The sequence below is a fragment of the Peribacillus sp. FSL P2-0133 genome (assembly GCF_037975445.1).
GTDB classification, from domain to species: Bacteria; Bacillota; Bacilli; order Bacillales; family DSM-1321; genus Peribacillus; species Peribacillus simplex_E.
In genome coordinates, this window is sequence record NZ_CP150254.1 from 5,735,146 (window position 1) to 5,759,818 (window position 24,673).

Here is a 24,673-nt window from a genome sequence, read left to right on the forward strand (position 1 = left end):
TTACTGACCTCCCTTGCCGCTTTGCATTCCGCCACCGTTTGGCATCCCGCCGCTTTGCATTCCGCTGCCGCTCGGCATTCGTATTTCGCCTCCTTGGCCTCCCCTCATTCCATCGCCGCCACTTCCAGTCGAGCTTTCATTGATGGTAATTGGCAAGGAAACAGACTGGCCCTCTTCAAGACCCGAAGTTATTTCAATATACCTATCATTGCTGATCCCAGTCTCAACCGCTGTCTTTGTACTAGCAGTTCCTTCAGTTGTACCGGATTGTTGTATATTTACATATTTCTCTTCACCGTCCATTTGGACTGCTTCAATCGGAACATATAAAGCATCTTTTACACTATTCGTCAAAATGCTCACTTCAGTCGACATCCCAATTTTTATATCGCCGGGTTTGTCAATTTTGATAGTGACATCGAACGAAGAAACTCCATTCTCATATGTACCTTCCTTTGCTACACTGGTCACTTCCCCCGTAAATGTTTCATCTTCAAAAGCACTGGCTTTAATTTCAACTGTTTGTCCTTTTTTAACACTTGGAACATCCAATTCATCAACACTGATCGTGGTTTTCAATTTTTTATAATCCGTAACATGTGCCAACACTTCACTGCTTGATACACGATCCCCTTCTTCTACATCCATTGTTGTAACCGTACCATCGAATGGGGCCGTTATCGGGTCACTTCCATCCGTGAAGGTAATAAGTTCATCACCTTTCTCAACCAATTCATTCTTATCTACAAGGACTTCATCCACTTCACCCGTTACAGAGGAAGTGATGTCCTCACTATTGATAGCGGCGACCGATCCGGAACCGCTTATTTGAACTTCAAGATCTCCCTTTTCAACTGTAGCGGTCACCGACTTTGCAATGACAGGCTCAGCATTGTCCCTCATGAAAAACCAAGCGCATCCCCCAATCGCCAGCACTAAAACCGTACATATCATTATCATCTTTTTCATCACTTTTCTCCTTTCAGATTTCCTTCGTTGAAACCAGTATCGTGAAAGAAGCTTAACTTTTCCTTAATGGTCATGTGTTTGATTTCCATGATCTTTCGTTTATATAGCACACTCCCTTGCTTGTACGAAAAAATAAAACGATGTCGAACGAAAAAAGATTTAATTTCAGCATTTAAATTTACAATATATTCTGAAAATTATATACTGATACTGTTATCGGAAATTGGTAATGAAATCCAAATCAATGATGATGAAGGGGGAATCAACTTGGCATCAAACGATTCAATCGCTAAGGAAACCGAGGGAAGCGCTTCCACGGATTACACCAAGATTGTCCAATCACAATCTTTTCAAGAACTCTTAAGGAAAAAACGCAATTTCATCGTCCCGCTATCCATCTTTTTCATGGTCTTTTATTTCACCTTACCCATACTAACTTCCTATTCTAAAGTTCTTAACTCAATTGCTTTCGGGACAATCAGCTGGGCCTGGATTTTTGCCTTTGCTCAATTTATCATGACCTGGACATTATGCATCCTCTATTCCAAAAAAGCTGCGACATTTGACCGATTAGTGGAAAAAATCGTTAAAGAAGCGAAAGGATAAAAGGTGAATTCATAATGAATATACTTGCTTTTATATTATTCCTAATCATTGTCGGACTAACATTGGTCATTACCTATTTTGCTTCACGGCGCACCAAAACGACCGCGGACTTTTATACGGCGGACAGCAGCCTTACCGGCTGGCAGAATGGCTGGGCCATTGCGGGAGATTATATGTCCGCTGCCTCATTTTTGGGAATAGCCGGCATGGTCGCACTCTCTGGATTTGATGGTTTTTTCTATAGCATAGGTTTTCTGGTTGCGTATCTGGTCGTTCTTTATATCGTGGCCGAACCGCTCCGTAACCTTGGCAAGTATACATTGGCGGACATGATCGCTGCCCGTTTCAATGAAAAGAAAGTACGCGGGGTCGCTGCCCTTAACACCATTTCCATTTCAACTTTTTATATGATCGCCCAATTAGTCGGTGCAGGTGCCCTTATAAAACTCTTACTTGGAATTGATTATCTTTACTCAGTCATCATTGTAGGCATTTTAATGACCGTATACGTCGTATTTGGCGGTATGACGGCCACCAGTTGGGTCCAAATCGTTAAAGCCGTTTTATTGATGGCAGGTACATTCATCATCTCCATCATCGTGTTGGCGAAATTCGACTTTAGCGTGATCGAGATGTTCAAGCAGATGAAAACAGCCACTCCTTTGGGCGGGGATTTCCTCAACCCCGGTAACAAATTCAAGGATCCATTGGATACTTTATCCCTTAATTTAGCGCTTGTACTCGGTACAGCTGGACTTCCTCACATTCTCATCCGTTTCTTTACGGTGAAAGACGCCATCACAGCCAGAAAGTCCGTAGTATATGCCACTTGGATCATTGGCATCTTTTATATAATGACCATTTTCCTGGGATTTGGAGCGGCAGCTTTTGTTGGATACGACAAAATCATAGGCGCGAATGCGGCCGGGAATATGGCTGCTCCGCTGCTTGCCGAAGCCATTGGGGGTGACTTCCTGTTCGCCTTTGTCTCTGCAGTTGCTTTCGCTACCATTTTAGCGGTTGTAGCAGGCCTCGTTCTATCGGCAGCATCTGCCTTTGCCCATGACTTCTATGGCCACATCATCCGGAAGGGCCAAGCCACTGACAAGGAACAAGTCGTTGCTGCTCGTTGGGCATCGATTGGAGTGTCCGTCCTCTCCATCATCCTTGCCTTATTTGCCCAAAACATGAATGTCGCCTTCCTTGTTTCACTTGCCTTTGCCGTCGCTGCCAGTGCCAATCTTCCCATCATTGTCTTCACGGTATTCTGGAAACGTTTTAACACAGCTGGGGCTGTCACGGGCATGTTAGTCGGACTGGTCAGTTCTTTATTGCTTGTGTTCCTGAGTCCCAATGTCTGGTCACCGGTGGAGGGAGCGGCAATATTCGTTGGGGAGCCATTATTCCCGCTTGCCAATCCAGGCATCATCTCCATCCCGATTGGTTTTATCGCAGCCATCGCCGGAACACTTCTGTCAAGCAAGAAAGCTGATGCAAAAAAATTCGACGAAATTTTGGTTACAGCCAACACCGGGATGAAAGATCCTATATAAGGATTACTTATTATTTTAAAATATTAAAAAAGAGAAAGGAGATCAGGGTTGGGCCTGCTCTCCTTTCTCTTTATTTAGAAACATATATATCAGGAAGGTTTTAAAATAATCCATCTAACTTCTCAATCTTAACTTCCTTCTATTGTACTTAGTTACTAACTGGTTCATGACTTCTGCAAAGATCAGCCCCATCGCAATGGCACCAGCCAGCATGAAGACCTTGGCGGCCAACTGAACGGCGACATAGAAATCATTTCCGACAAAGTGCTTCATCGCATCATACGACAAACCTCCAGGCACGAGGGGGATGATTCCCGATACATTGAAAATCGTGATCGGCGTTTTATACCTTTTAGCAAAATACTGGCTGATAACAGCAACGATAAATGCAGCCGATAATGTTGCAATGATGCTGTTTATCTCATTTTCAACCAGAACAAAGTATAATATCCACCCTAACATCCCTACGAAACCACATTGAAACAATGAATTCTTTGGTACATTGAAGATGACTCCAAAGGCGGCTGAGGCAATGAAACTTGTAATAAGCTGTGCAATCATCATTCTTCCTCCCCTAAAATCATAAGAAAACAAACGCAGCCGATATTCCTGCCCCAATGGCTAAAGCAGTCAAACCTGCATCCGCACCCTTGGATAGACCCGAAACCAAATGTCCTGCAATTAAATCCCTGGCAGCATTCGTAATTAACAGCCCTGGCACAAGCGGCATCACCGCTCCAATGATTATCGTGTCCAAATGACTTCCAACTCCAATCTGGACAAAAAACATAGCTACTAAACCTACGACTAAAGAGGCGATGAATTCAGCAAAAAAGCGAACTTCCAGTAACCAGTGCAAATAAAGCAGGCAAGTGAATCCCATTCCTCCAGCTATACAGGACCAGATGAAATCATTCCACTGGCCTTGGAACATGATTAAAAAGCAGCCGCTTGCTATAAACGCAGCAAAGACCTGTACCCACATGGGATACCCCATCCCGGCCTTTTCGATTTGTTTTAACCTTAGATAAGCTTCCTCCGGTGTCATTTCCTTGCTGGAAATGCTTCGGGATATACTGTTAACCAGCGTCACCTTATGTAAATCTGTAGATCGTTGGGAAACTCGAATTAATTTTGAAGCTGGGTGCATACCATCCAGCGAAAAAATGATTCCTGTAGGGGTCGAAAAACTATGTGACTCACCGCATCCAAACGCTGCAGCGATTCTTACCATCGTATCTTCCACCCGCGAAGTTTCCGCTCCATTCTGAAGCATGATTTTTCCCGCAAGTAAACATACATCTATAATATCATTGTATGGTAAACGATCATCCATTTTATCCTCACCATCACTTCCAGCATGAGTTTCTCTCAATAACAGATAACGATCATACCAATTTAAATCCACCTCATAATAGCCCAATTCCCGTGAAAAGGATATAAAAATATTACCTATTTAATTTATCAATTCCATTAACCTGCACTACTGACTCCCTTAGTACCAGTATTCCCTTTATTTCTTGCCGAAACCGTTTAGTTAACAGAAAAATATGATTTATAACCATGAATAAAGGGAATGCGGGCACGAACCCGGTCCCCTTTTTCATATCCTGTACGACTATACTCCCTTTTGAATAAAGCAATCCACTGTTTCATTAAATAAATCGCTTTCTTCCATAAATGGACAATGGCAACTATCTTCAAAGACTACTAGTTTGGAATTCGGAATGTTTTTATGCAAATGTTCCCCTGCAGCTACTGGAATGACTTTTTCATGCCTTCCAAAACAGAGAAGTGTCGGAATATTGATTTCTGGCAGGAATTCACGATAGTCCACAATCGATTGGTCAAATAGAATGCTACTGGCAATGGATTCCGGCATCTTGGTCACTTCCCCAAGCATCCAGCTTGCATCCTCTGCAGACAATTCATTGTTGAACATGGAGGTAAGGAAGCTTTGTAAAAATGGGGAACGATTCGTTTGAATTTCAGTCATGAAGGCAATCAACGTGTCCATATCAAATGCACCGATATTAAAATCGGGCCACTTAAAATCAGAGGCCAATTCGTCCACAATCACGGTTGAATGTATATTTCCTTCACCGAATTGCTTAAGATAGTCCCAGACGACAAATGCCCCCATGGACCAGCCTACAAGTATGACATCCTTTAATCCCAGTTTACCTATGAATGCATGAAGATCTTTTGCATAAACGGAGACCGTATTTCCGTAATGTACATGATTTGACTGGCCATGACTTCTTAAATCAAGTAAGATCGTTCTATATTTTTCTGAAAAGTACGGAAGCTGCCTTTTAAAGAACCGGCTGCTCATCCACACACCATGGATAAAAATAACCGGTCTTCCCTGGCCCTTATCTTCATAAAACAACTGAACGCCCTCTTCCACCTCAATAAATGCCATTCTATCCCTCCTTCACTATTTTTTTCACACCCCATTCCCTATTAATTATTTATTGCACTTCTCCTTTTAACATTCCTTCCTATAAAAAAATATTGTCAAACCTGATTTTAGAGTTGATAATGAAGTATATTTTTATTGATATCTTCATCCTGAAAGGACGGAAATTTAATGAAGAGCTTTATCAAAAACTATCGATCCTCTTTAATATTACTCACTGCCATTATTATCGGCGGGATAGCTGGCGTGGTTTTCGGGGAAAAAACCTCGGTCATACAGCCACTAGGGGACTTATTCTTAAATCTGATGTTCACGATCATCGTGCCATTAGTATTTTTCAGCATTGCTTCAGCGATTGCCAATATGAGCGGAATGAAGCGTCTCGGAAAAATCATGGGCAGCATCGTTCTCGTTTTCCTTACAACAGCCGCTTTGGCTGCGGTCATTGGATTTATTGGGACAACCATCGTCAATCCCTTGGAAGGCACAGATACGACAGCCATTAAAGAACTGATGGAAAACAGTTCCTCTGAAGAGACCATCGAAGAAGTTTCTTTCTTCAGTCAACTGGTCAACACAGTAACTGTGTCTGATTTTCCAGAACTGTTCTCCAGAAGCAATATGCTTCAGCTTATCGTTTTCTCAGTATTAATCGGACTTTCCACTGCACTGGTCGGTGAGAAAGCAAGACCGATTACCGAGTTTTTGACAGCGGGTACTGCTGTCATGATGAAGGTCGTCAAAATCGTCATGTACTATGCTCCAATTGGGCTTGGTGCTTATTTTGCGGCGATAATCGGGCAGCTTGGGCCGCAGATTTTAGAAGGCTACGCCCGCACTTTCATTCTTTATCTATTCTTGGCCTTGATTTATTATTTTGGCTTCTTCACTTTGTATGCCTTTATCGCAGGCGGGAAAGATGGAGTTAAACTATTTTGGAAAAATGCCCTGACACCATCCATTACAGCCATTGCAACTTGTTCTAGTGCCGCATCCATTCCAGTCAATCTGGAATCTGTCAAGAAAATGGGCGTGCCTAAGGATATAGCGGAGACTGTCATCCCACTCGGAGCCAACACTCATAAAGATGGTTCGGTATTCGGCGGGGTATTGAAAATCGTTTTCCTATTCAGCTTATTTGGAAAGGATATGACAAGCATATCAAGCATTTTAAGTATACTTGCTGTTGCCTTTTTGGTTGGAGCCGTTATGGGTGCCATTCCTGGGGGCGGCATGATTGGGGAAATGCTGATTCTTAGTGTATTCGGCTTCCCTGTTGAAGTCCTGCCGATCATTGCCGTTATATCCACGATTATCGATGCTCCTGCTACACTGCTTAACTCAACAGGAAACACGGTTTGTGCCATGCTTGTCACAAGGCTTGTTGAGGGGAAAAACTGGTTAAAACAAGCATTCGTTAAAGAAGCTGTATGATTCTATAGCTGAACTGACTCCTGGTTAATCGGGAGTCAGTTTTTTTCATTTTGACGACTTTCTTTCAAACAATACTTTAATTGACAAGGGGTTCCTATCCCTTACATAGAATTAAAGATTGAAGGAGGAATTTGAATGTTAATGAAATGCTTACCTGCCGCAATCCTTATCACGGGACTATTATATATTTTTTTTATACCGGAAGAGCCTTTAAACATTAAAATCATGTTCAAGGTCATCCCCATGTTATTGATTTTGCTCTACGCCTGCACAAATGTGGGAAGACGGGATCGTTACCAATCCTTCATACTTCTTGGTTTATTCTTTTGCATGCTTGGAGATGGTTTGTTAATCTGGTTCGTAATAGGGCTTTGTGCCTTCTTGATCGGCCACCTTTTCTATATTTCGGCATTCTTTAGACTGTGGACCTTTTCATGGCTTCGATTTGCGACGATTCTTCCGATTAGCATTTACTCCACTTGGATTGGCCGTGAGATTGTACGTTCTTTAATTGAAAAAGGTGAGCATGACCTCATCATCCCTGTAATCTGTTATGTAACGGTCATCTCCCTCATGGGCTGGGCGGCATTCATGACCGGAAATGCGGCTGCAATCATCGGCGGGGTCCTGTTTGTGATTTCCGACTCCATTTTATCTTGGAACAAATTCATCGATGATGTTGCCTATTCTGGTCCACTGATCATGCTTACCTACTATGCAGCCCAGTTTTGCATCGCTAACAGCATTCGCAGGAAACCATCTTTCCATTTATCGAAAGGTTTGAAAAGTGAACGGCCAAACCTTTGAATTCCGAATATCCGTTCGTTTCACATGAAACAATTTTTCAAAAAAAAAGGCATCCTCAGCTCTAATGGAACTGTGGACGCCCTTTTTCAACCTTTAATTTTCTTAATGAAGACTACTTTTAAATAATTGCCTTCCTTATATTCCCTGCTTGTTTTAAAATCAGCCGGTAATGAGAATTGTTCCATGATCTCGTATTTTCCATTCATTTCCTTGAAAGCAACATCAATGAAGCTCCTGAATTTTTTCATGTCAAACGTACTGCAATTAGTTGAGGCGATAATGACCCCATTATCTTCCGTAATGGAAATGGTATCCTTCAATAGATTCGTATAGTCTTTCCCGGCACTGAAGGTGAACTTCTTCGATTTGGCAAAGCTGGGCGGATCGAGGATGACCATTTCAAATTTCAAGGCCTTCTTCACTGCATATTTAAAATAATTAAAAACATCCATTACCACGATATTGTGAGCTTCGGGATCTATTCCATTCACACTGAACTGCTCGATCGTCTTTGGTAAACTGCGATTCGCCAGGTCGACACTAGTTGTTTTAACAGCACCGCCTAAAGCGGCAAACACGGAGAATGCCCCAGTATAGGAGAACATATTCAACACAGTTTTCCCTTTTGCGTATTCATCCCGGATTTTCCTTCTGACATCGCGTTGATCAAGGAAGACACCGACCATTGCCCCATCATTCAGATAAACAGCGAAATGTACTCCATTCTCCTTTACAAGAAGCGGAAATGCAGGCTGTTCACCCATGACAAAATCGTCTTCATCCACGTACTGACCCTTTGTATCAAAGCGTTTCTTCTGATAAATCGATTTAACCTCGACCGTTTCCTGCAATGCCTTAATGATGTAGTCTTTAAAGGAATAAATTCCTTTGCTATACCAGCTAATGACATAGTGACCATCGTAATGATCAATGATTAAACCGCCAATTCCATCACCTTCCCCATTAAACAAGCGGAAAGCTGTAGTCTCCTCATCTTCAAAAAATGACTTTCGGAATTCGGATGCTGCCTGGATTTTGCCGTTAAAGAAGGCTTGATCGATCTGTTCATCTTCTCTTTGGGTCAACACCCAGCCATAGCCCTTATTCTGTTTACCATAGTATCCTTTTGCCAGAAAGCGGTTGTTTTCATCCACCAAACGCACCAAGGACCCCTCTTCCTTAAGATCATTAAGGTTGGCTATCGACTCTTTAACAATCAAGGGAAAACCCTTGCCGATTTTACTCACGAACTTAGCTTTCACTTTTATATCTATTTCTTTTTCCATATATATCATCCTATCTATGCAAATGCTTTCCTCCCCATTTTACCCTAATCCCTTTATAAATAAAAACCAGCCCGGTTCCTTAACCAGGCTGGTTTCTAAGAAAACTTTGATTATGAAACTTCCAAATGAAGATCACCTGGCTTAACTTTACCCATCATCTTCAATACCCGATGCAATGCAAATGTGATCAAAGCTGGCAATACCATACCCACTGCCACATAAACCAAGAACGTGTACAACCCCTGACCAGTTATGATGGCAATCGGGGCAATCATTGAACTTAACCCCATGCCTCCAAGCTCATACGGCACTTGAAAATCGAAGGCCAAGGTAGCGATAGGCGCACAGATGATTGCCGCCACAAAAGGCGGAACGACATATAATGGTTTCTTGATTAAGTTAGGAAATTGAACTTTTGGAGTAACGACCATCTGTGCCAGGAACCCGCCCATATCATTATCTTTATAAGACATGACAGTGAACCCGACAAACTGAACGGTACATCCGATTAGAGCTGCAGCACTGGAAACGGGATCTAATTGCAGAGCGATCGCCAGTGCAGCGGAAGACGCCGGTGTCATCAATAAAATGCTCCATACCAAGGCTATGACCATTGAACCGATTAAAGGAGAACCTGCGACCGCAGCGGTGGTTTGACTGCTTATCCACGTCAGTAGCGGGGTGGTGACAAGAGCCAGGCCATATCCCGAAACTCCACCGACAAGAACTGCTCCCATTGGGATGGCCATGATGTCCAACTTCGTTTTGCCGATTAGGCGCTTACCTATATATGTTGCAATTACTGCTGCCAAGACAGCACTTAGCGGCTGACCCGTAACAATCGTGAAGGCACCCTCAGCAGTTCTATGAATGGCAGCACCCCCAACAGCACTTGAAGCCATGGCGCTAAAGATAATTAATGAATTTCCACCTAGCTGATATGCAATGCCTGCCCCTAAAGCCGGTGCCAGCAAGACCTTTGCGGCCCCGCCTATTGCCAGGAAGACCTCCCAACCTAAATATCCCCCTATGGATTCAAACAATAACCCGATCCCTAATGTAACCAAAACAGCGTTGGCTATCCCTGTCGATGCCTTGTACATTCGATCGCTGATGTAGTCTTTCCTGCTCACTTTATCTCCACTCCTTATCAATTATCAGAATATTCAATTTCGTAAAAATGAAAAAAAAATAAAGGTCTTCATTTAAAAAAGCCTATTAAGTATATCGCACCGCTACCTATAATGTCTGCTCGTATAATAACATGAATTTTCTGATAATGTAAGAAGTATTTTTATTCTAATAAAATAAAAGCGTTTTCAAAAATAAAGGTTTAACACATTCTTATACAAGAAAAAACTAATATTGTATTATTTCAGAATAGATTACCCCTTTTAAGGATGTGCTAAAATGAAGATATTTCGATACATTTGCGACAAAAAAAAGAACCCGATTCAAGGATTCTCTCACTAGCTGGATTTATGACTTTTCTAATAGAGACGCAACTTATTCCTATTGAAAACCTTCCAATGTTGCAAAAGTGTCCTTCAAAAATTGGTAAAACAACTTCTCCGTTGGCATCAGTTCCCTATCAGTTGGAACGATGACCCCTACAGTCCTGGTAACAGACGGTTCCTCCAGCGGCAATTTAACCGTAAAACGTGGCAAACTATCAATCAAGGAAATCTCAGGTATCAAGGTTATACCCAACCCTGCCCCCACCAGGCCTTTTATAGCATCAGTATCTTTTCCTTCAAATGCCACTTCCGGTTCAAAGCCATGCAGTTTGCAAGCCTTCATAACGATATCCCTTAAAACATAGCCCTTTGGAGATAGGATGAACGGATTTCCTTTAAGCTCATCCAAGCATAGTGATTTCTTCAAGGCCAAAGGATGACTTTCTGGTAAAAGGGCAACTAAGTTTTCAATAAATAGCGTTTCACCTTTGATTTTCTTTTCATTCATCGGCAGAGGACCGATCAAGGCCATGTTAATATTACCTTTTATTACCGAATCTATCAGGTATCGATATGAACCTTGTTTCAAAGTGAACTTTGCCTGCGGATAACTTTCCCTGAAGTCGGAAATGACCCTTGGCAATACATAAGAAGCCAAACTGCTGGGAAAGCCAATGCGAATTGTCCCTTTTTCTGGATTCAGACTTTCAGCCATCTCACGCTTGGCACGATCGATTATATTCATAGCTTGTTCCATATTCGCTAAAAATGTATGTCCTATAGGCGTCAATCTAATTTTTCGGCCTTCCCGGATAAATAGGGGTACACCTAATTCTTCTTCTAAATTGTAGATTTGACGACTGACAGCTGACTGGGCAACATGCAAGTTCACTGCCGCTTCCGTCATATGTTCACGCTTTGCCACTTCAATGAAATATTCGATTTGCCTTAATTCCACTCTAAGCTCCCTCTTCCATATCAAAACAGCATGTTACTTATCTAATATTCAGATTGTTTGTTTTATTTTTAAATTATATCATGAAAGTATCATATAAAAACTGATATCTTATTCAATTGTATTTTAAGACTATATTACCTTAAGGGAGAGAGAGAACAATGACCACTTCACAAGAAGTCGAGCATGAGGAATTACAAGTTGCCAGAGAGTTCGTAAGTCAAGTATACGCACAGGTAAAGGAGCGTAATCCCCACGAAAGTGAGTTCCATCAAGCCGTAAAGGAGATATTCCTTTCATTGGTCCCCGTTTTTGCAAAACATCCTGAATATATGAAAAGCGGGATATTGGAGAGGTTGGTTGAGCCTGAAAGAATGATCACCTTCCGCGTTTCATGGGTTGATGACCTGGGAAATGTCCAAGTCAACCGTGGTTTTCGTGTACAATTCAACAGTGCAATCGGGCCATTCAAAGGCGGCCTTCGATTCCATCCTACTGTCAATTCCAGTATCATTAAGTTTCTTGGTTTCGAGCAAATCTTTAAAAACTCTCTTACTGGCCAGCCGATCGGTGGGGGAAAAGGCGGATCGGACTTCGATCCAAAAGGAAAATCGGACGCGGAAATCATGCGTTTTTGCCAAAGTTTCATGGCAGAACTAGCTCGCTATATCGGACCTGATACAGATGTACCGGCTGGTGATATCGGAGTCGGTGCAAGGGAGATCGGTTATCTGTTCGGTCAGTATAAAAAGATGCAAGGCAGTTACCATGCTGGTGTTTTAACCGGTAAAGGCATAAGTTACGGCGGAAGCTTGGCCCGTACAGAAGCGACTGGATATGGAACCGTTTACTTTGTCGAAGAAATGCTAAAAGACAAAGGGTTACAATTCCATGGCAGCACTGTCGTTATCTCCGGATCTGGTAATGTATCCATTTATGCCATTGAAAAAGCTACACAGCTAGGCGCAAAAGTTGTTGCATGCAGCGACTCCAATGGCTATATATATGATGAAAATGGTCTGAACCTTGACACAGTTAGACGTCTAAAAGAAGTGGAACGAAAACGTTTGAGCGAGTATGTCGATGCGCACCCGGAAGCTGTATACCATGAAGGAAGCTATGGCATTTGGTCTGTACCATGTGACATCGCACTGCCTTGTGCCACACAAAATGAAATCGATGAAGAAGCAGCAAAATTACTGGTCAAAAACAATGTGAAGGCAGTCGGTGAGGGCGCTAATATGCCTTCAACCCTCGAGGCCATTGATGTATTCCTTAATAACGGCATCCTTTTTGGACCAGCAAAAGCGGCCAATGCAGGCGGCGTAGCCGTGTCTGCACTTGAAATGGCCCAAAACAGTGCCAGAATGCCTTGGACTTTTGAAGATGTCGATGCCAAGCTGCATGAGATCATGAAAAACATCTATAAAAACAGTGTAGAGGCTGCAGAGGCATATGGTGCGCCTGGCAACTTAGTTGTCGGGGCCAATATTGCCGGATTCCTTAAAGTGGCGGATGCGATGCTGACTCAAGGTATACTCTAGCAATCAGTTGATTTAGGAGGCGGTTCCGACAAGGGCCGCCTTACTTTTGCACAAGAGCGTTATCACTTTCTTATACCACTCATTCATACCAATTCAAGCTGGGTATCCACAATCAGATAACATCAATTGGATTAAAAACATTTATTTGTTACGACAAAAAAGAGTGCCGGAAAAGTTCCGGCACTCTTTTTGTTGAAAGACAATCATTCTTTTGTGACCAATTTCAATGGAACGGATATTGTGTCATCCACTTTGTCACCTTTTAAGATTTTTTCAGCCGCATTAACCGCTTCTTCACCGATAAGTGCCGGTTGTTGGGCGATTGTAGCTTTTAGTTCACCGTTTTCAACTGCTTTCAATGCATCATCATTTCCGTCAAAACCAACCACGATGATGTCTTTTCCTGCTGCCTTGATTGCTTCAATGGCCCCAAGTGCCATTTCATCATTATGGGCGAATACAGCTTGGATGTCTTTATTGCCTTGCAGGATATTTTCCATGACGTTAAGCCCTTTTGTCCGGTCGAATTCCGCCGTTTGGCTTGTCTGGACATCTAACTGCTTGTCCGCAATATTGTGGAAACCTTTCCCGCGTTCACGAGTTGCGGATGCTCCGGATACCCCTTCAAGCTCCACTACTTTCGCTTTATCGCCAAGCTCTTTAACTAGATATTCTGCAGCCATTTCCCCGCCAGCCACATTGTCGGAAGCGATGAACGTTTCAATGTCACCTTCGTCTGAAGAGCGGTCAATCGTGATAACTGGAATGCCCGCTTCATTTGCTGATTGAACGGCTGAAGATATTGCCGCAGAGTCAGTAGGATTCACAAGAAGGACATCAACCTTTTGAAGGATTAAATCTTCAATTCCGCTAATTTGTTTTGCTGTATCGTCCTGGGCGTCAACAACTGTGACTTTCATGCCTTTTTCTTTTGCTTCTTTTTCAATACCATCTTTTAAGGAAACGAAGAATGGGTTGTTTAAAGTAGAGATGCTGACTCCGACTTTCACGTCTTTCATGGAGTCTTTCTTTTCCTTTTTATCATCTTTTAGACCAGAATCCATTGAACAGGCAGCTAAGACCATTAAAGAAAGAACCATGATGATCGATACTATTTTTTTCATTGATTACACCTCTTCTTATGATTTTTTACGGTCAAGTAAGACCGCGATTAATATAACTGCACCTTTTACCACTTGCTGGTAAAAAGAGGATACACCAAGTAAATTCATACCATTATTCAAGGTACCGATGATCAGGACACCCACCAGCGTACCGAACAACCGCCCTTTACCGCCTGAAAGGCTCGTCCCGCCTAGCACCACGGCTGCAATGGCATCCATTTCATAGGATTGGCCTGCTGTCGGCTGTGCCGAATTCAGCCGGGATGTTAAAATGGCACCAGCGATTGCTGCCATCGTACCAGCCAGACCATATATGGCCACCTTGACTCGGTCAACTTTAATCCCCGAAATACGGGAAGCCCTTTCATTTCCGCCAATGGCATATGTTTTACGGCCAAAGGATGTTTTATGAAGCAGGAACCATAGGATTAAGAATGCGATGACCATCACGACGGCCGGTACTGGCAGTCCCAGGAAGTAACCTCTCCCAAGCATCTGGAACATTTCAGAATCGCCGATTCCAGTAATCGGCTTTCCATCCGTATACACAAGCGTTAATCCCCGGAAAATCGTCATGGTTGCCAGTGTCACGATGAAAGGGGCCATTTTTCCCTTTGAAACGAGAATCCCATTGATTACACCCATTATTGCACCTAGTAGAATCCCTACTAATATAGCTAAAATCGGATCTAATCCCGAGACCATCATACCAGCCATAAGTGCGCTGGATAGAGCTAAAATGGAACCGACGGATAAGTCGATGCCACCTGTCAATATAATAAAAGTCATTCCAAATGCAATAAGTGCATTGATGGAGGTTTGACGCAATAAATTCAAAATATTATTCGGTTCCATGAATGATGGATTTAAAACGGTTATTACGATAAATAAAAGTACCAGGGCGAGTAACGGACCAAATTTCTGCCAAATCCCGCTTTTCCCTGTATCCTCAAGTTTCATCCTAGTTCCCTCCTGTCGCCAATGCCATAATTTTTTCTTGCGTCGCTTCCTGCTTTAACAATTCCCCAGCAATCTCACCTTCGTGAACCACAAGGATTCTATCACTCATTCCAATGATTTCGGGAAGTTCTGACGAAACCATGATGATGGCGATGCCCCGCTCCGTCAATTCATTCATCAATTCGTAAATTTCACGTTTTGCACCAACATCTATGCCCCGGGTCGGTTCATCCATAATTAAAACTTTAGGGGAAGTGCCGATCCACTTGGCTATTACCACCTTCTGTTGATTTCCTCCGGATAGATTGCCGATGACCGTTTCTGCAGAAGATGTCTTCACGTGAAGTCGCTTAATCATCATTTCGGCAAAGTTCATCTCATCTTCGGTTTTTACGATTCCGCCAGGAGCAAAACTCTTGAGATTCGGCAAACCGATATTTTCCCTTACAGAAAAGTCCAGGATCAACCCCTCTTCTTTACGATTTTCCGTAATGAAAGCCAGGCCGTGCCGAACTGCATCAGTTGGTTTCCGTATGAAAACTTTTTTGCCTTCAATGGTAATTTCACCGCTGTCTATTTGGTCGACACCAAAAAGGGCGCGCATTATTTCTGTTCTGCCTGCTCCCATTAATCCTGCTACACCGACAATCTCACCTTGCCGAACCGAGAAATGGATATCTTCAAAAAGCCCCTTTTTAGTTAAACCTTTTACATCAAGGACTATGTCGCCAGCATTCGCTTCACGATGAGGAAAACGATCCTCCAGCTCCCGCCCGACCATTTTCTGAACGACTTCATCGAAATTTGTATCTGCAATTCTTTTCGTATCGACTGTTTTTCCGTCACGCATTACGGTGATCCTGTCACAAATGGCAAATATCTCTTCCATTCGGTGAGAAATATAAACAAGCGATACTCCCTTTTTGGTAAGTCCCTTCATCACTTCAAAGAGCTTCTCTATTTCTCTATCAGTTAAAGCGGCTGTGGGCTCGTCCATGATGATGACTTCGGCATCCGTCATGAGCGCCTTGGCAATTTCAATCATTTGCTGTTCCCCGACAGAACAAAATCCGGCTTCCCTATCAAAAGGAAGAGAAATATTAAGTGTTTTAAAAATCTCGTTTGCACGCGCTTTCATTTGTTTCGTCTTCAGGACACCGAAGGCATTCACCATTTCCCTGCCGATAAATAGATTCTCCAGCACGGTCATTTCCGGCCAAATATTCAATTCCTGACGGATAAAGGCCATTCCCGCCTCTTCCGCTTCCTTTGAATCTTTGAATGAGGTTTCTTTACCGTTAATCTCAATTGTTCCTTGATCTTGTTTATGCAGCCCGGTCAAAATGTTCATCAAGGTTGATTTCCCAGCTCCATTTTCCCCCATTAGTGCATGTACTTCCCCAGCCTCTAAAGAAAAATGAACACCTTCCAATACCTTGTTTTGACCAAATGCTTTATAAATATTGTGCATTTCGATTTGCATGCTCATCATCTCATTTCTTTAAAAGAATACTCCAGACTGCAATATGCAATTTGAATATGGCGTCGTCTCCCCGGTCCGGATTATTGCTTTCGCGTTACTTGTCAGCCTTTTAAAATCCTCATGGGAAACATATTCAATCGCTGCTCCGAATTGCTGCTCCATGTATTGATGCTGTTCCGGGTTTTTAACCTTCACTTCTGTGGCAGCGATAACTTTTTCAACAACCATATCTTCGTGAACCGCCCGGACGACATCTTGAAATGATGGTGTTCCAGGCGTCAATGCTAAATCTATCTTGCAAACTCCCGGTGGCACCGGAAGCCCGGCATCACCTACGACAATATAATCGGTATGACCAAGGTCAACCAGAACCTTGGCTATTGAACTATTGATGATTCCTTGACGTTTCATGCTTCAAAGCCCCTCTCGACCTCTAACCTTTGCGGCATGCCACCTTGGGCGCCTAACTTCGTCACGGAAATGGAGGCTGCCCGGTTCGCGAATAACAAACATTCGTCAAAACTTTTTCCTTCTGCAACAGCCACGGCAAAGGCAGCATTGAATGTATCCCCTGCGCCTGTTGTATCCACCGCTTCCACTTCAAAGCTTGGAACGACCTTTTCTTCATGTCCGTCAAAATAACGGACGCCATTTTTTCCTTCGGTAATGAATAATTTATTTGGATACTCAGTCAAGACTTTCGTTCTATCTCTCCCATTGAATAGTATCTCGAATTCATGTTCATTCGGAGTAAGGAATGATGCCTGTTGAATGACAGCCTCGCTTAGCTTGCGGGCGGGAGCTGGGTTCAATAGTAATCTCTTGTGAAGCGTGTTGCACAATTCGGCCAGATATTCCACAGTTTCCTCAGGTATTTCCTGCTGAACCATCACGATATCCGATTCCTCTATCACTTTTTTCGCCTTTTGTACATATTCGGGAGTAATGAAATCATTCGCACCTTTTACGACAATAATGCTGTTATCACCTTCCGAAAGGATAATGTGTGCTGTCCCGGAAGCAGTACCTGTAACCGGTTCCACATACTCCGTATTTACATGATTTTTTTTCAGGTTTTCCAAGATGATCTCTCCATAGACATCATCCCCTACACATCCAACCATTGACACTTCTGCACCAAGACGTGCCGCTGCAACAGCCTGATTAGCGCCCTTTCCTCCAGGAACCGTGATAAATGACTCTCCTAACACCGTTTCCCCGGCCATTGGCCGCTTAGCTGATGTCACCACTAAATCCATTGAAGAACTTCCCACTACTGCAATTCTTATCATGTCTTCTCCGCCTTCCTTCTCGTTGTTTGTCTCTCCACAAAAGAAACAGGGAGCTTTTTATGTGTTACTTCCATTTTTTCTTGATTGATCTTTTTAATTAGCATTTCCGCCGCTTGTGCCCCCATCTCATAGGCTGGCTGCCGAATTGTCGATAACGGTGGGTGCAATAACGCCGTGAAGGAGATATCATCATAGCCGATCAATTGTATGTCTTCCGGTATCCGTATTCCCCGTTTTAAAATCTCTTGAAGTGCGGCAGCTGCAACAATATCATTACAAGCAATAATTCCATCCGTTTCCGGATATTGCTCGAACAGCTGCTTCACGCAAGTTTGGCCGCCCTGAAGTGTTAGGGATGAATCCATGACTTGCACGTTCACTTTTGCTTGTTTCAATTCCTCCAGTGCTGCCATGTACCGTTCATATACAGGCTTTATTTCGACTGGCCCCCTAATGAGGACGATATTCGTACTGCCTCTATCCAGCAATACGCGTGCTGCTAGCTTACCGCCTGTCTTTTGATCGGAATAAACAGCTGGTAATTTCTCTGCTGTACGGTCGAGAAGGACAACTGGAATTTCCAGGTTATCGAAATTTTCATTGGCCTCTTCACTAGTTGAAGCAATCATGCCCACTACATTATTCTGCAGAAACGTGTCAATATATTCTATTTCTTTATCTCTCTTTTCATCGCTATTTCCAAAAATTAACCGGTATCCAAATTGCTGCAGATAATCCTCTACACCTCTTGCCATTTCTGGGAAGAAGGGATTCGTAATGTCCGGCAAAATCAAACCAACCAATTTGGATTTACGTTTGTAGAGGGATCTTGCCACTTCATTCGGTTTATAATTTAATTTTTCAACAGCTGCCATGACCGCCTTTTTTGTGTCCTCATGTGCATAACCGCTGCCATTCATAACTCTGGAAACCGTTGCGACAGAAACTCCCGCTTCCTTTGCAACATCCCGAATCGTTGCCAATATATCACCCTCAATAATTTTGTGTAACCGTTTACACAATAGCTTATCACCAATTTATATGAACGGCAAGCCCTATTCCAAAGATAATTTTTGAGAAATTTGGACCAAAAAGGATAAAATAATCCTTTTGTTAACTATTATCGCTCTATAAACTTTTTAACAAAGATGATTGGAACGGGTGTACGAGACTCCTGCGGGAAAGGCGAGTGCCTGGAGCGGAAATCAACGGTCAAATTGTAAAAGCCAAAAGAAAACTGGCCCAAAAGTCTGAGCCAGTTTAACTTTATAGCGTTTTTGCAGGTAACTTTTCATAAAGGGCATTATTCACATGCCCAAACTCAGATGCATGCGGGCGATCTTCACCATCGCTATAACCATATTGAAGCATCCGATTTCTATTCAGGCAGAGTTTCGTTAATTTTGGCGCAAAGAAATTGAATGTATCGAAACGATCCTGTAACATAGGGAACCTTTTCTGATGTTTAAGGATTGTTTGAGCGACGCCTTCCCAAAAAGCATTCTCATCCAAAAGGGACCTCTTCATCAAAAGGGTTGACAAGTATCGGAAATGACAGATGAATAGTCCCGTGAAAATGAATTGAACCAGCCCCTCGGGAGTCTCACTTCTTAGTACTTTCCTTAAATCATCAGGAAGGCTGCTTAATTCAGGAAGCGGCTGATCACTGACGTTCACATCATCTACAAAATCCTTGATGGCCAAACGGTGAGGCTTGTAATCCTTCAAAACTAAAATGGTATTTTGACCATGCGGTGAGAAGACCAATCCATATTGATAGATAAAATGTAGTAATGGTGATAGGATGACGTCGAATAATTGAGCTGTCCAGGCTTCTGCAGTCAATCCCGATTTTTCAATAAGGCTTTCTACATATGGTTTCCCTTTGCTGTCCACATGTAAAAGGGACGCAAGCGTAATGGGCTTTTCGCCATCTTCCATATAACTGTATATGCTTTCTCTCCAAATTCCACCCAGCATCTCTAAATATTGATAGGGTACATTCTCTAATTTGGAATAATACGGGTGATCAACATTTAAACTGGCGACTTCACCAGGAAGCACTACTTTGCATTGTTCTTTCAAGAATGAATCATTTTCATAAATGTTCTTTATATACGTTGTGATTTTTGGGGCAATGACCGTGCGTTCAGCTGGCAATCCACGGTAGACCAGCGTATTTAAAATGCTCATCGGCAGCTTGACGTGGTGTTTATCCTTACTCGATACATTAACAAATGTCCGGATGGATTGTTGCGGCAGATACTTATCAGGACCATTTCCCAAAGCTACGATCAGCCCTTTGGCCAAGTCATCGGTAAAGTTCTGGATGATTACATTCTTCCACTGCCATTCATGGACTGGGAGGTAGTAATAGCTTTCTGCGTTCAGCCCTTTTTCCGTCAATATCTTTGCAAAAGATTTTTGGGTTTCCCCATCCAGTTCATTCTCCATCAATTGCTTATAGGATAACGTTTCGACTGAATTGAACTCACCCCTCGTTTTATGGACGGCAATCCAAGATAACTGAACTTCCTTCTTGTTTTCTGGAGCGAACTTCAAATAATCATCATAACCGAAACCGATTCTTCCCTTGTTATAAGCAATCCAAGGGTGACCGCTCATTTCACCTTCAAGTAATGCATAATCCAGTTCGACTAAATCATCTGCATCTTGTTCAGGTTTGGATAGCAATTGGAGATCCGCAAGCAGCGTATGATGGAATTCTTTGATTAAATGTCCTGTTGTTTCTGCAGTCATCCCAATTAATGGCTGGATGTCTAAAATGAATTGAATGGCATCATTGGCCTGTGTAAAGCCTTCCTTTTCACATACCTGGATCGACTCGGCCTGTACTTCATAGCTGTCAAAAAGACGGGGCGATGCCAAAAATTGATAAGATTTCCCCTCATTTATCTTTAACTCATATAGGTTTCCCGCTGCATTTTCGTTCAGAACAGCTGGATGGATCATATCTTCATACATATACTCAGAAATCATCTTTGCCAGCAGGTTTTGGTTTACTATCGACCAATTGTTTTCTGAAACCGCCTGTTCCACTTCATTTATGAACTGCATATAATTCTCCCCTTCCTTTCTCTTAGTAAGCCATGATGGGTGTTTTTACACGGAATGACTGAAATGCACCCTTTGGCTCGGATGGATAAACTTCTTTACCTGCCAATTGATTGATGATAATCGAATTTCGGAATGCCCCTAAGCCTAAATCCGGAGCACCCACACCATGTGTATGTATCTCGCCATTTTGAATGAAAAGGTGATTCGGTGTAGGGATGGCCGTTCCTACCCGATAGTCTTTCGTTATTGTAAGACGCCCCAAATCATCGCGGACTAAATGGTCCTCCATGGTTTCAAGGAATGCCGGAAGGGTTGATTTATAGCCCGTTCCAAAAACGATCGCCTCTGTGTCCACATCAAATTCGCTATCTTCTACCCACTGGCGGCATTTCAATCTCCAGCCATTTTCGGCGGGGGTAACTGCCGCAACTTCCGTCATGGCCCGAAGTTCAATGGAAAGTTCGGCATTTCCAATCGATTTTTCATACATCTTGTCAAAAATTGCTGCAATTGTCGTAGCACTGATCCCTTTATACAATAAATCCTGTTTCGGCAGGATTTCATCCTTCTTTTCCTGTGGCAGCCGATAAAAGAAATCAAGGTAATCCGGAGTGAAGTATTCCAACCCGAGTTTTGAATATTCCATAGGGAAAAACCCCTTGGATCTTGTAAACCAGTTTAGCTGGTAGCCATTTTCCTCCTGCTCATTAAGCAGATCCAGAAAAACCTCTGCTGCACTCTGTCCAGACCCGACAACCGTTACGGATTTTTTCTTTAAGACATTTTCTTTATTCCGTAAATAGTCGGCCGAATGCAGGATGCTCTCTCCCATATATGGATGAAAGGCCGATGGAACAGTCGGGGCGCTGCCAATTCCCATGACTATATGACGGCTATAAAAGACTTCGAGCTTTTGTGTTTGTGCATCCCTTACACTGATTTGGTAGCAGGGTTCACCTTGATCCCCTATATATTCAACCGCCTCCACTGCTTTTCCAAAACGGCAGCTATCAAGTTGATGGGCAGTCCAGCGGCAATAGTCGTTATATTCTTTTCGTGGAATCAAGAATTTTTCAAGAAAGTAGAAATGATAAAGCCGATCATGCTGCTGTAAATAATTCAGGTAACTATATGGGCTTGTCACATCTGCCATGCTAACTAGATCGGCAAAGAAAGGTACCTGCAAAGTTGTCCCTTCCAACAGCATCCCTTCATGCCAATTAAATTCCCGCTTTTTCTCAAAAAAGACGGCATTCAGCTCCGGGGTTTTCTCCAAAAGGGCCGCAAGTCCAAGGTTAAAGGGTCCTATCCCTATCCCTACCAGGTCATAGATAGATTGTTGCTTCTCCATACTTCCACTTCCTCTCGAAGTTCTCCCGTGTACATGACATAAGTAATGCTGTTTTATCAGGGAGCTCAATTTCTTTAATTGGGGTAAACCCGCACTTTTCAAATAAGTAAATCATCTTTGCATTTCGAATATCCGGTTCAGCCATCACTTTTTTTGTTTTCGCAGAAAGCAGTTGGTATTTCACCATTGCACGTAAAAACGGCAAAGCCAGTCCTTTTCCTAGATAATCCGGATCACCTATGAGTAAATGAATGCCTTGATCTCCCTCTTCGGATTCGTAATAATCTTCGATGATATCGCCTTTTACCCAATACGATTCCCAATAGCTCATGGGAATGGAGTCCAGACAGCCTAAATAGAGTGTTTGGTGTGTATCAGCCAATGCCTTTTTTAAATGAACGGCGAATTTTTCTTTTGTGAAATTCAAATTCCAGTAGGGAATCACATGATCTTCATGCATCCATTTATGCAATGTATCCAAATCCCTCTCAAATTCAACTTTGACAAATGAAAGCTGTTGATTACGTTCCTTCAGCATTTCTTCATAGCTATTTTTCATGGACGGCCATAACCCCCTGCGCGAACGGATTATCAATCGTTGTATAAACGGATTGTGTCTCAAGTGAACCCACAAGCTCATCCATATCATGGAATCGTGTCAGTAAATTAGCCTTACACGATAATTCCCGGGCATGAAGCAACTTTGAAACAACTCGATTCACACCCTCATCTTCGCTTTCCCTGCTGCATGTATCCAGTTGTTCCTGAACGAGCTGTAACAGTTTGTTCTCTGATACTAATCCTTCCGTACCAAAATTATTGATTAAGCCTAATAAGTGATTAAAAAAGAAATAGTATTGCAGTCTTTCTTCAGCGACTTCATCAGAACAAATCGTGAAGCTTTTTTCACTTAGTTCAGGCAAGATCTTCAGCAGCCTGTCCACTTTGGATTCACAATAGTAATACCCTTGATTATCACGATAATAAAAAGTGGCTGGATAACCATCTTGAAGTTGAATGATGGAATTTTGTTGATGGGCTTCCAAAACAATTCCATACTCTTCAAAAAGCCAAAGCATCGGTTTTAATGTCATTGACAGATAGGTTTTGAACCAATCCTTACTTACTTCTTCGGTACTGCGGTTTTCTTCAGTTGATAATTTGCGGATGATCGCTCCAAGCCTTGATGGTGCACCATAGGCATTATCCTGACATAAGCCGGCAATCAGGCTTGCTTGTTTATTGTTTCCATAAAAAGGGTTTTCCCGGATATCAACATCGAATCCCGAATCTTGCTCGCTTGTTTTGATCGTTAGGTAAGCAGGGTCCTTGATGATTCGGAAGGAGGGGTGCCGTTCTTTTAAATCGTCGCCCACTTTAGAATCTATTAATTTAGCAATTTCCACACCACGATCTAATTCTTTTTGCAGATTTGCACGTAAGGAATTCGTGATTTTAACCGGAACCGAAAATTTGTACATATATCTTGATGTGGCACTATATACCGTTCTAAATGAAGAGGTGGCCGTGAATTTTTTCCCAAGCGGTCCAGCATAAACTAGTGACCCTTGCTCGATCAGCCTCTTGACCTCTTCTTTTTCGATAAGTACTTTTGCCTGGAGCGGGTGTGCCGGGATGATGATAAATTTGCTTTCCTGTTGGCAATACGTTCCTCTGAATTCACTGGAAATCTCCAAGTCACCGGCTAATTCCTGTTTAATGATCTCACTTGCCGATCGGACATCACTGGAATCCTGGATGACAATCGAAGGTTCTGCCAGGAAGTAGTGCAGCTGAAACTCCCCTTTTAATTCGGGTGAATAGATCCATTCCTCTTTTTCTGAAATGCCCTGCTTGCTTTTCGGTGTCGGGTGGAACAGGTGCCCGAATAAAAGTGACTGCTCTGCTTCGATGTAGGTGAAATCAGGACTTTGAAGTGCATCAATGTCTTCGGTCCTGGCTTCAACATACCGTTGAATATTTTGGCTGCTTAGGATGACACGCAGCATCAATTCATCTTCACTATCCGTCCGGCCCTGCTCATTCAATAATTCTTTAGAAACGATCGAGACCATTGTCACGTAATCTAATTCATGTACTTGCTTGGATGCCGTTTGATAGTAAATCGGGAAGTTGAAAATATGACGCCCCGTTTCCGACCAATATTTAAGCGGAACAAGCAATGCAATATCTTGGGACATGAGCTTACTGACTACTAATGAATCCGGAATGGACCCATCCAAATTCGGCCAGTTTTTCGTTTCTTCTAAACTGTAATTTCCGGTTTCCCGGAAATAACAATTCAGAAAGCTTTGCATTGTCGCCCTTTCAGCTATTTGCTTACCATTCATC

At 42.7% G+C, this 24,673-nt stretch carries 22 protein-coding genes; 5 read left to right on the top strand and 17 right to left on the bottom strand.

Annotation, left to right across the window (positions count from 1 at the left end; all coding sequences use genetic code 11):
• Positions 1-969: an efflux RND transporter periplasmic adaptor subunit gene (locus MKY17_RS27750; RefSeq protein ID WP_098370281.1), complete on the bottom strand. Its 969-nt coding sequence runs from the start codon at positions 967-969 to the stop codon at positions 1-3.
• Between the two features lie 267 nt (positions 970-1,236).
• Between MKY17_RS27750 and MKY17_RS27755 the strand changes: the two genes are divergently transcribed.
• Together MKY17_RS27755 and MKY17_RS27760 are read left to right on the top strand one after the other, a co-directional pair.
• Positions 1,237-1,575 carry a DUF485 domain-containing protein gene (locus MKY17_RS27755; protein WP_286176930.1) on the top strand — a complete coding sequence of 113 codons (339 nt, stop codon included), beginning with the start codon at positions 1,237-1,239 and terminating at the stop codon, positions 1,573-1,575.
• A gap of 14 nt (positions 1,576-1,589) precedes the next feature.
• Positions 1,590-3,128, top strand: a complete 1,539-nt coding sequence (locus tag MKY17_RS27760) for a cation acetate symporter (RefSeq protein ID WP_098370283.1) — start codon at positions 1,590-1,592, stop codon at positions 3,126-3,128.
• A gap of 114 nt (positions 3,129-3,242) precedes the next feature.
• On the opposite strand, the gene MKY17_RS27765 is transcribed toward MKY17_RS27760, so the two are convergent.
• From MKY17_RS27765 to MKY17_RS27775, 3 genes are all read right to left on the bottom strand, one after another.
• Positions 3,243-3,692 (bottom strand): threonine/serine exporter family protein, encoded by a 450-nt coding sequence (locus MKY17_RS27765; RefSeq protein ID WP_179891004.1) that lies wholly within the window; start codon positions 3,690-3,692, stop codon positions 3,243-3,245.
• Between the two features lie 16 nt (positions 3,693-3,708).
• Positions 3,709-4,464: a threonine/serine exporter family protein gene (locus tag MKY17_RS27770; RefSeq protein WP_098370351.1), complete on the bottom strand. Its 756-nt coding sequence runs from the start codon at positions 4,462-4,464 to the stop codon at positions 3,709-3,711.
• Positions 4,465-4,746: 282 nt separating this feature from the next.
• Positions 4,747-5,553, bottom strand: a complete 807-nt coding sequence (locus MKY17_RS27775) for an alpha/beta hydrolase (protein ID WP_098370285.1) — start codon at positions 5,551-5,553, stop codon at positions 4,747-4,749.
• A gap of 168 nt (positions 5,554-5,721) precedes the next feature.
• On the opposite strand from MKY17_RS27775, the gene MKY17_RS27780 reads away from it, so the two are divergent.
• On the top strand, positions 5,722-6,984 hold the full coding sequence (locus tag MKY17_RS27780; protein ID WP_098370286.1) for a dicarboxylate/amino acid:cation symporter: 1,263 nt from the start codon (positions 5,722-5,724) through the stop codon (positions 6,982-6,984).
• Between the two features lie 135 nt (positions 6,985-7,119).
• A complete protein-coding gene (locus MKY17_RS27785; RefSeq protein ID WP_098370287.1) occupies positions 7,120-7,791 on the top strand; it encodes a lysoplasmalogenase in 672 nt (223 codons plus the stop codon).
• Positions 7,792-7,877: 86 nt separating this feature from the next.
• Here the strand turns inward: MKY17_RS27785 and MKY17_RS27790 are convergent, their stop codons facing one another.
• The 3 genes from MKY17_RS27790 to MKY17_RS27800 all read right to left on the bottom strand — a co-directional run bounded on the left by MKY17_RS27790 (position 7,878) and on the right by MKY17_RS27800 (position 11,492).
• Positions 7,878-9,077 (bottom strand): class I SAM-dependent rRNA methyltransferase, encoded by a 1,200-nt coding sequence (locus MKY17_RS27790; RefSeq protein ID WP_098370288.1) that lies wholly within the window; start codon positions 9,075-9,077, stop codon positions 7,878-7,880.
• Positions 9,078-9,187: 110 nt separating this feature from the next.
• On the bottom strand, positions 9,188-10,180 hold the full coding sequence (locus tag MKY17_RS27795) for a PTS sugar transporter subunit IIC (protein WP_098370352.1): 993 nt from the start codon (positions 10,178-10,180) through the stop codon (positions 9,188-9,190).
• Positions 10,181-10,589: 409 nt separating this feature from the next.
• Entirely contained in the window at positions 10,590-11,492 is a 903-nt protein-coding gene (locus MKY17_RS27800; RefSeq protein WP_098370289.1) for a LysR family transcriptional regulator, read from the bottom strand.
• A 158-nt stretch (positions 11,493-11,650) separates the two neighbouring features.
• Here MKY17_RS27800 and gdhA point away from each other — a divergent pair, with 158 nt between their 5' ends.
• On the top strand, positions 11,651-13,033 hold the full coding sequence (gdhA, locus tag MKY17_RS27805) for an NADP-specific glutamate dehydrogenase (RefSeq protein WP_141992384.1): 1,383 nt from the start codon (positions 11,651-11,653) through the stop codon (positions 13,031-13,033).
• 203 nt (positions 13,034-13,236) lie between these two features.
• On the opposite strand, the gene rbsB is transcribed toward gdhA, so the two are convergent.
• From rbsB to MKY17_RS27855, 10 genes are all read right to left on the bottom strand, one after another.
• Positions 13,237-14,157 (bottom strand): ribose ABC transporter substrate-binding protein RbsB, encoded by a 921-nt coding sequence (rbsB, locus tag MKY17_RS27810; protein ID WP_098370291.1) that lies wholly within the window; start codon positions 14,155-14,157, stop codon positions 13,237-13,239.
• Positions 14,158-14,172: 15 nt separating this feature from the next.
• A complete protein-coding gene (rbsC, locus tag MKY17_RS27815; RefSeq protein ID WP_098370292.1) occupies positions 14,173-15,117 on the bottom strand; it encodes a ribose ABC transporter permease in 945 nt (314 codons plus the stop codon).
• A gap of 1 nt (position 15,118) precedes the next feature.
• On the bottom strand, positions 15,119-16,600 hold the full coding sequence (locus MKY17_RS27820; protein WP_098370293.1) for a sugar ABC transporter ATP-binding protein: 1,482 nt from the start codon (positions 16,598-16,600) through the stop codon (positions 15,119-15,121).
• Positions 16,601-16,618: 18 nt separating this feature from the next.
• Complete coding sequence (gene rbsD, locus MKY17_RS27825; RefSeq protein WP_034316088.1) at positions 16,619-17,011, bottom strand: D-ribose pyranase; 393 nt, start codon at positions 17,009-17,011, stop codon at positions 16,619-16,621.
• Positions 17,008-17,892 carry a ribokinase gene (gene rbsK / locus MKY17_RS27830; RefSeq protein ID WP_098370294.1) on the bottom strand — a complete coding sequence of 295 codons (885 nt, stop codon included), beginning with the start codon at positions 17,890-17,892 and terminating at the stop codon, positions 17,008-17,010. Before rbsK ends, rbsD begins: the two co-directional genes overlap by 4 nt.
• The gene (locus tag MKY17_RS27835) at positions 17,889-18,875 is read right to left on the bottom strand and encodes a LacI family DNA-binding transcriptional regulator (RefSeq protein ID WP_098370295.1); all 987 of its coding nucleotides are present in this window, start codon (positions 18,873-18,875) and stop codon (positions 17,889-17,891) included. The genes rbsK and MKY17_RS27835 overlap by 4 nt, the downstream gene beginning before the upstream one ends.
• A gap of 283 nt (positions 18,876-19,158) precedes the next feature.
• Positions 19,159-20,970: an IucA/IucC family siderophore biosynthesis protein gene (locus tag MKY17_RS27840; protein WP_098370296.1), complete on the bottom strand. Its 1,812-nt coding sequence runs from the start codon at positions 20,968-20,970 to the stop codon at positions 19,159-19,161.
• A 22-nt stretch (positions 20,971-20,992) separates the two neighbouring features.
• Positions 20,993-22,321 (bottom strand): lysine N(6)-hydroxylase/L-ornithine N(5)-oxygenase family protein, encoded by a 1,329-nt coding sequence (locus MKY17_RS27845; protein WP_098370297.1) that lies wholly within the window; start codon positions 22,319-22,321, stop codon positions 20,993-20,995.
• On the bottom strand, positions 22,296-22,880 hold the full coding sequence (locus tag MKY17_RS27850) for a GNAT family N-acetyltransferase (RefSeq protein ID WP_260398160.1): 585 nt from the start codon (positions 22,878-22,880) through the stop codon (positions 22,296-22,298). The genes MKY17_RS27845 and MKY17_RS27850 overlap by 26 nt, the downstream gene beginning before the upstream one ends.
• Positions 22,870-24,672, bottom strand: coding sequence for an IucA/IucC family protein (locus tag MKY17_RS27855; protein ID WP_098370298.1), 1,803 nt, complete (start codon positions 24,670-24,672; stop codon positions 22,870-22,872). The genes MKY17_RS27850 and MKY17_RS27855 overlap by 11 nt, the downstream gene beginning before the upstream one ends.
• Position 24,673: the final 1 nt, after the last annotated feature.

Coding starts and splice junctions, on each gene's coding strand:
- MKY17_RS27760 (WP_098370283.1), top strand. CDS start 1,590: ATGAATATACTTGCTTTTATATTATTCCTAATCATTGTCGGACTAACA.
- rbsC (WP_098370292.1), bottom strand. CDS start 15,117: ATGAAACTTGAGGATACAGGGAAAAGCGGGATTTGGCAGAAATTTGGT.
- MKY17_RS27840 (WP_098370296.1), bottom strand. CDS start 20,970: ATGCAGTTCATAAATGAAGTGGAACAGGCGGTTTCAGAAAACAATTGG.
- rbsD (WP_034316088.1), bottom strand. CDS start 17,011: ATGAAACGTCAAGGAATCATCAATAGTTCAATAGCCAAGGTTCTGGTT.
- MKY17_RS27750 (WP_098370281.1), bottom strand. CDS start 969: ATGAAAAAGATGATAATGATATGTACGGTTTTAGTGCTGGCGATTGGG.
- MKY17_RS27820 (WP_098370293.1), bottom strand. CDS start 16,600: ATGCAAATCGAAATGCACAATATTTATAAAGCATTTGGTCAAAACAAG.
- MKY17_RS27850 (WP_260398160.1), bottom strand. CDS start 22,880: ATGAAAAATAGCTATGAAGAAATGCTGAAGGAACGTAATCAACAGCTT.
- MKY17_RS27785 (WP_098370287.1), top strand. CDS start 7,120: ATGTTAATGAAATGCTTACCTGCCGCAATCCTTATCACGGGACTATTA.
- rbsK (WP_098370294.1), bottom strand. CDS start 17,892: ATGATAAGAATTGCAGTAGTGGGAAGTTCTTCAATGGATTTAGTGGTG.
- MKY17_RS27765 (WP_179891004.1), bottom strand. CDS start 3,692: ATGATGATTGCACAGCTTATTACAAGTTTCATTGCCTCAGCCGCCTTT.
- MKY17_RS27780 (WP_098370286.1), top strand. CDS start 5,722: ATGAAGAGCTTTATCAAAAACTATCGATCCTCTTTAATATTACTCACT.
- MKY17_RS27770 (WP_098370351.1), bottom strand. CDS start 4,464: ATGGATGATCGTTTACCATACAATGATATTATAGATGTATGTTTACTT.
- gdhA (WP_141992384.1), top strand. CDS start 11,651: ATGACCACTTCACAAGAAGTCGAGCATGAGGAATTACAAGTTGCCAGA.
- MKY17_RS27845 (WP_098370297.1), bottom strand. CDS start 22,321: ATGGAGAAGCAACAATCTATCTATGACCTGGTAGGGATAGGGATAGGA.
- rbsB (WP_098370291.1), bottom strand. CDS start 14,157: ATGAAAAAAATAGTATCGATCATCATGGTTCTTTCTTTAATGGTCTTA.
- MKY17_RS27795 (WP_098370352.1), bottom strand. CDS start 10,180: ATGTACAAGGCATCGACAGGGATAGCCAACGCTGTTTTGGTTACATTA.
- MKY17_RS27855 (WP_098370298.1), bottom strand. CDS start 24,672: ATGAATGGTAAGCAAATAGCTGAAAGGGCGACAATGCAAAGCTTTCTG.
- MKY17_RS27775 (WP_098370285.1), bottom strand. CDS start 5,553: ATGGCATTTATTGAGGTGGAAGAGGGCGTTCAGTTGTTTTATGAAGAT.
- MKY17_RS27790 (WP_098370288.1), bottom strand. CDS start 9,077: ATGGAAAAAGAAATAGATATAAAAGTGAAAGCTAAGTTCGTGAGTAAA.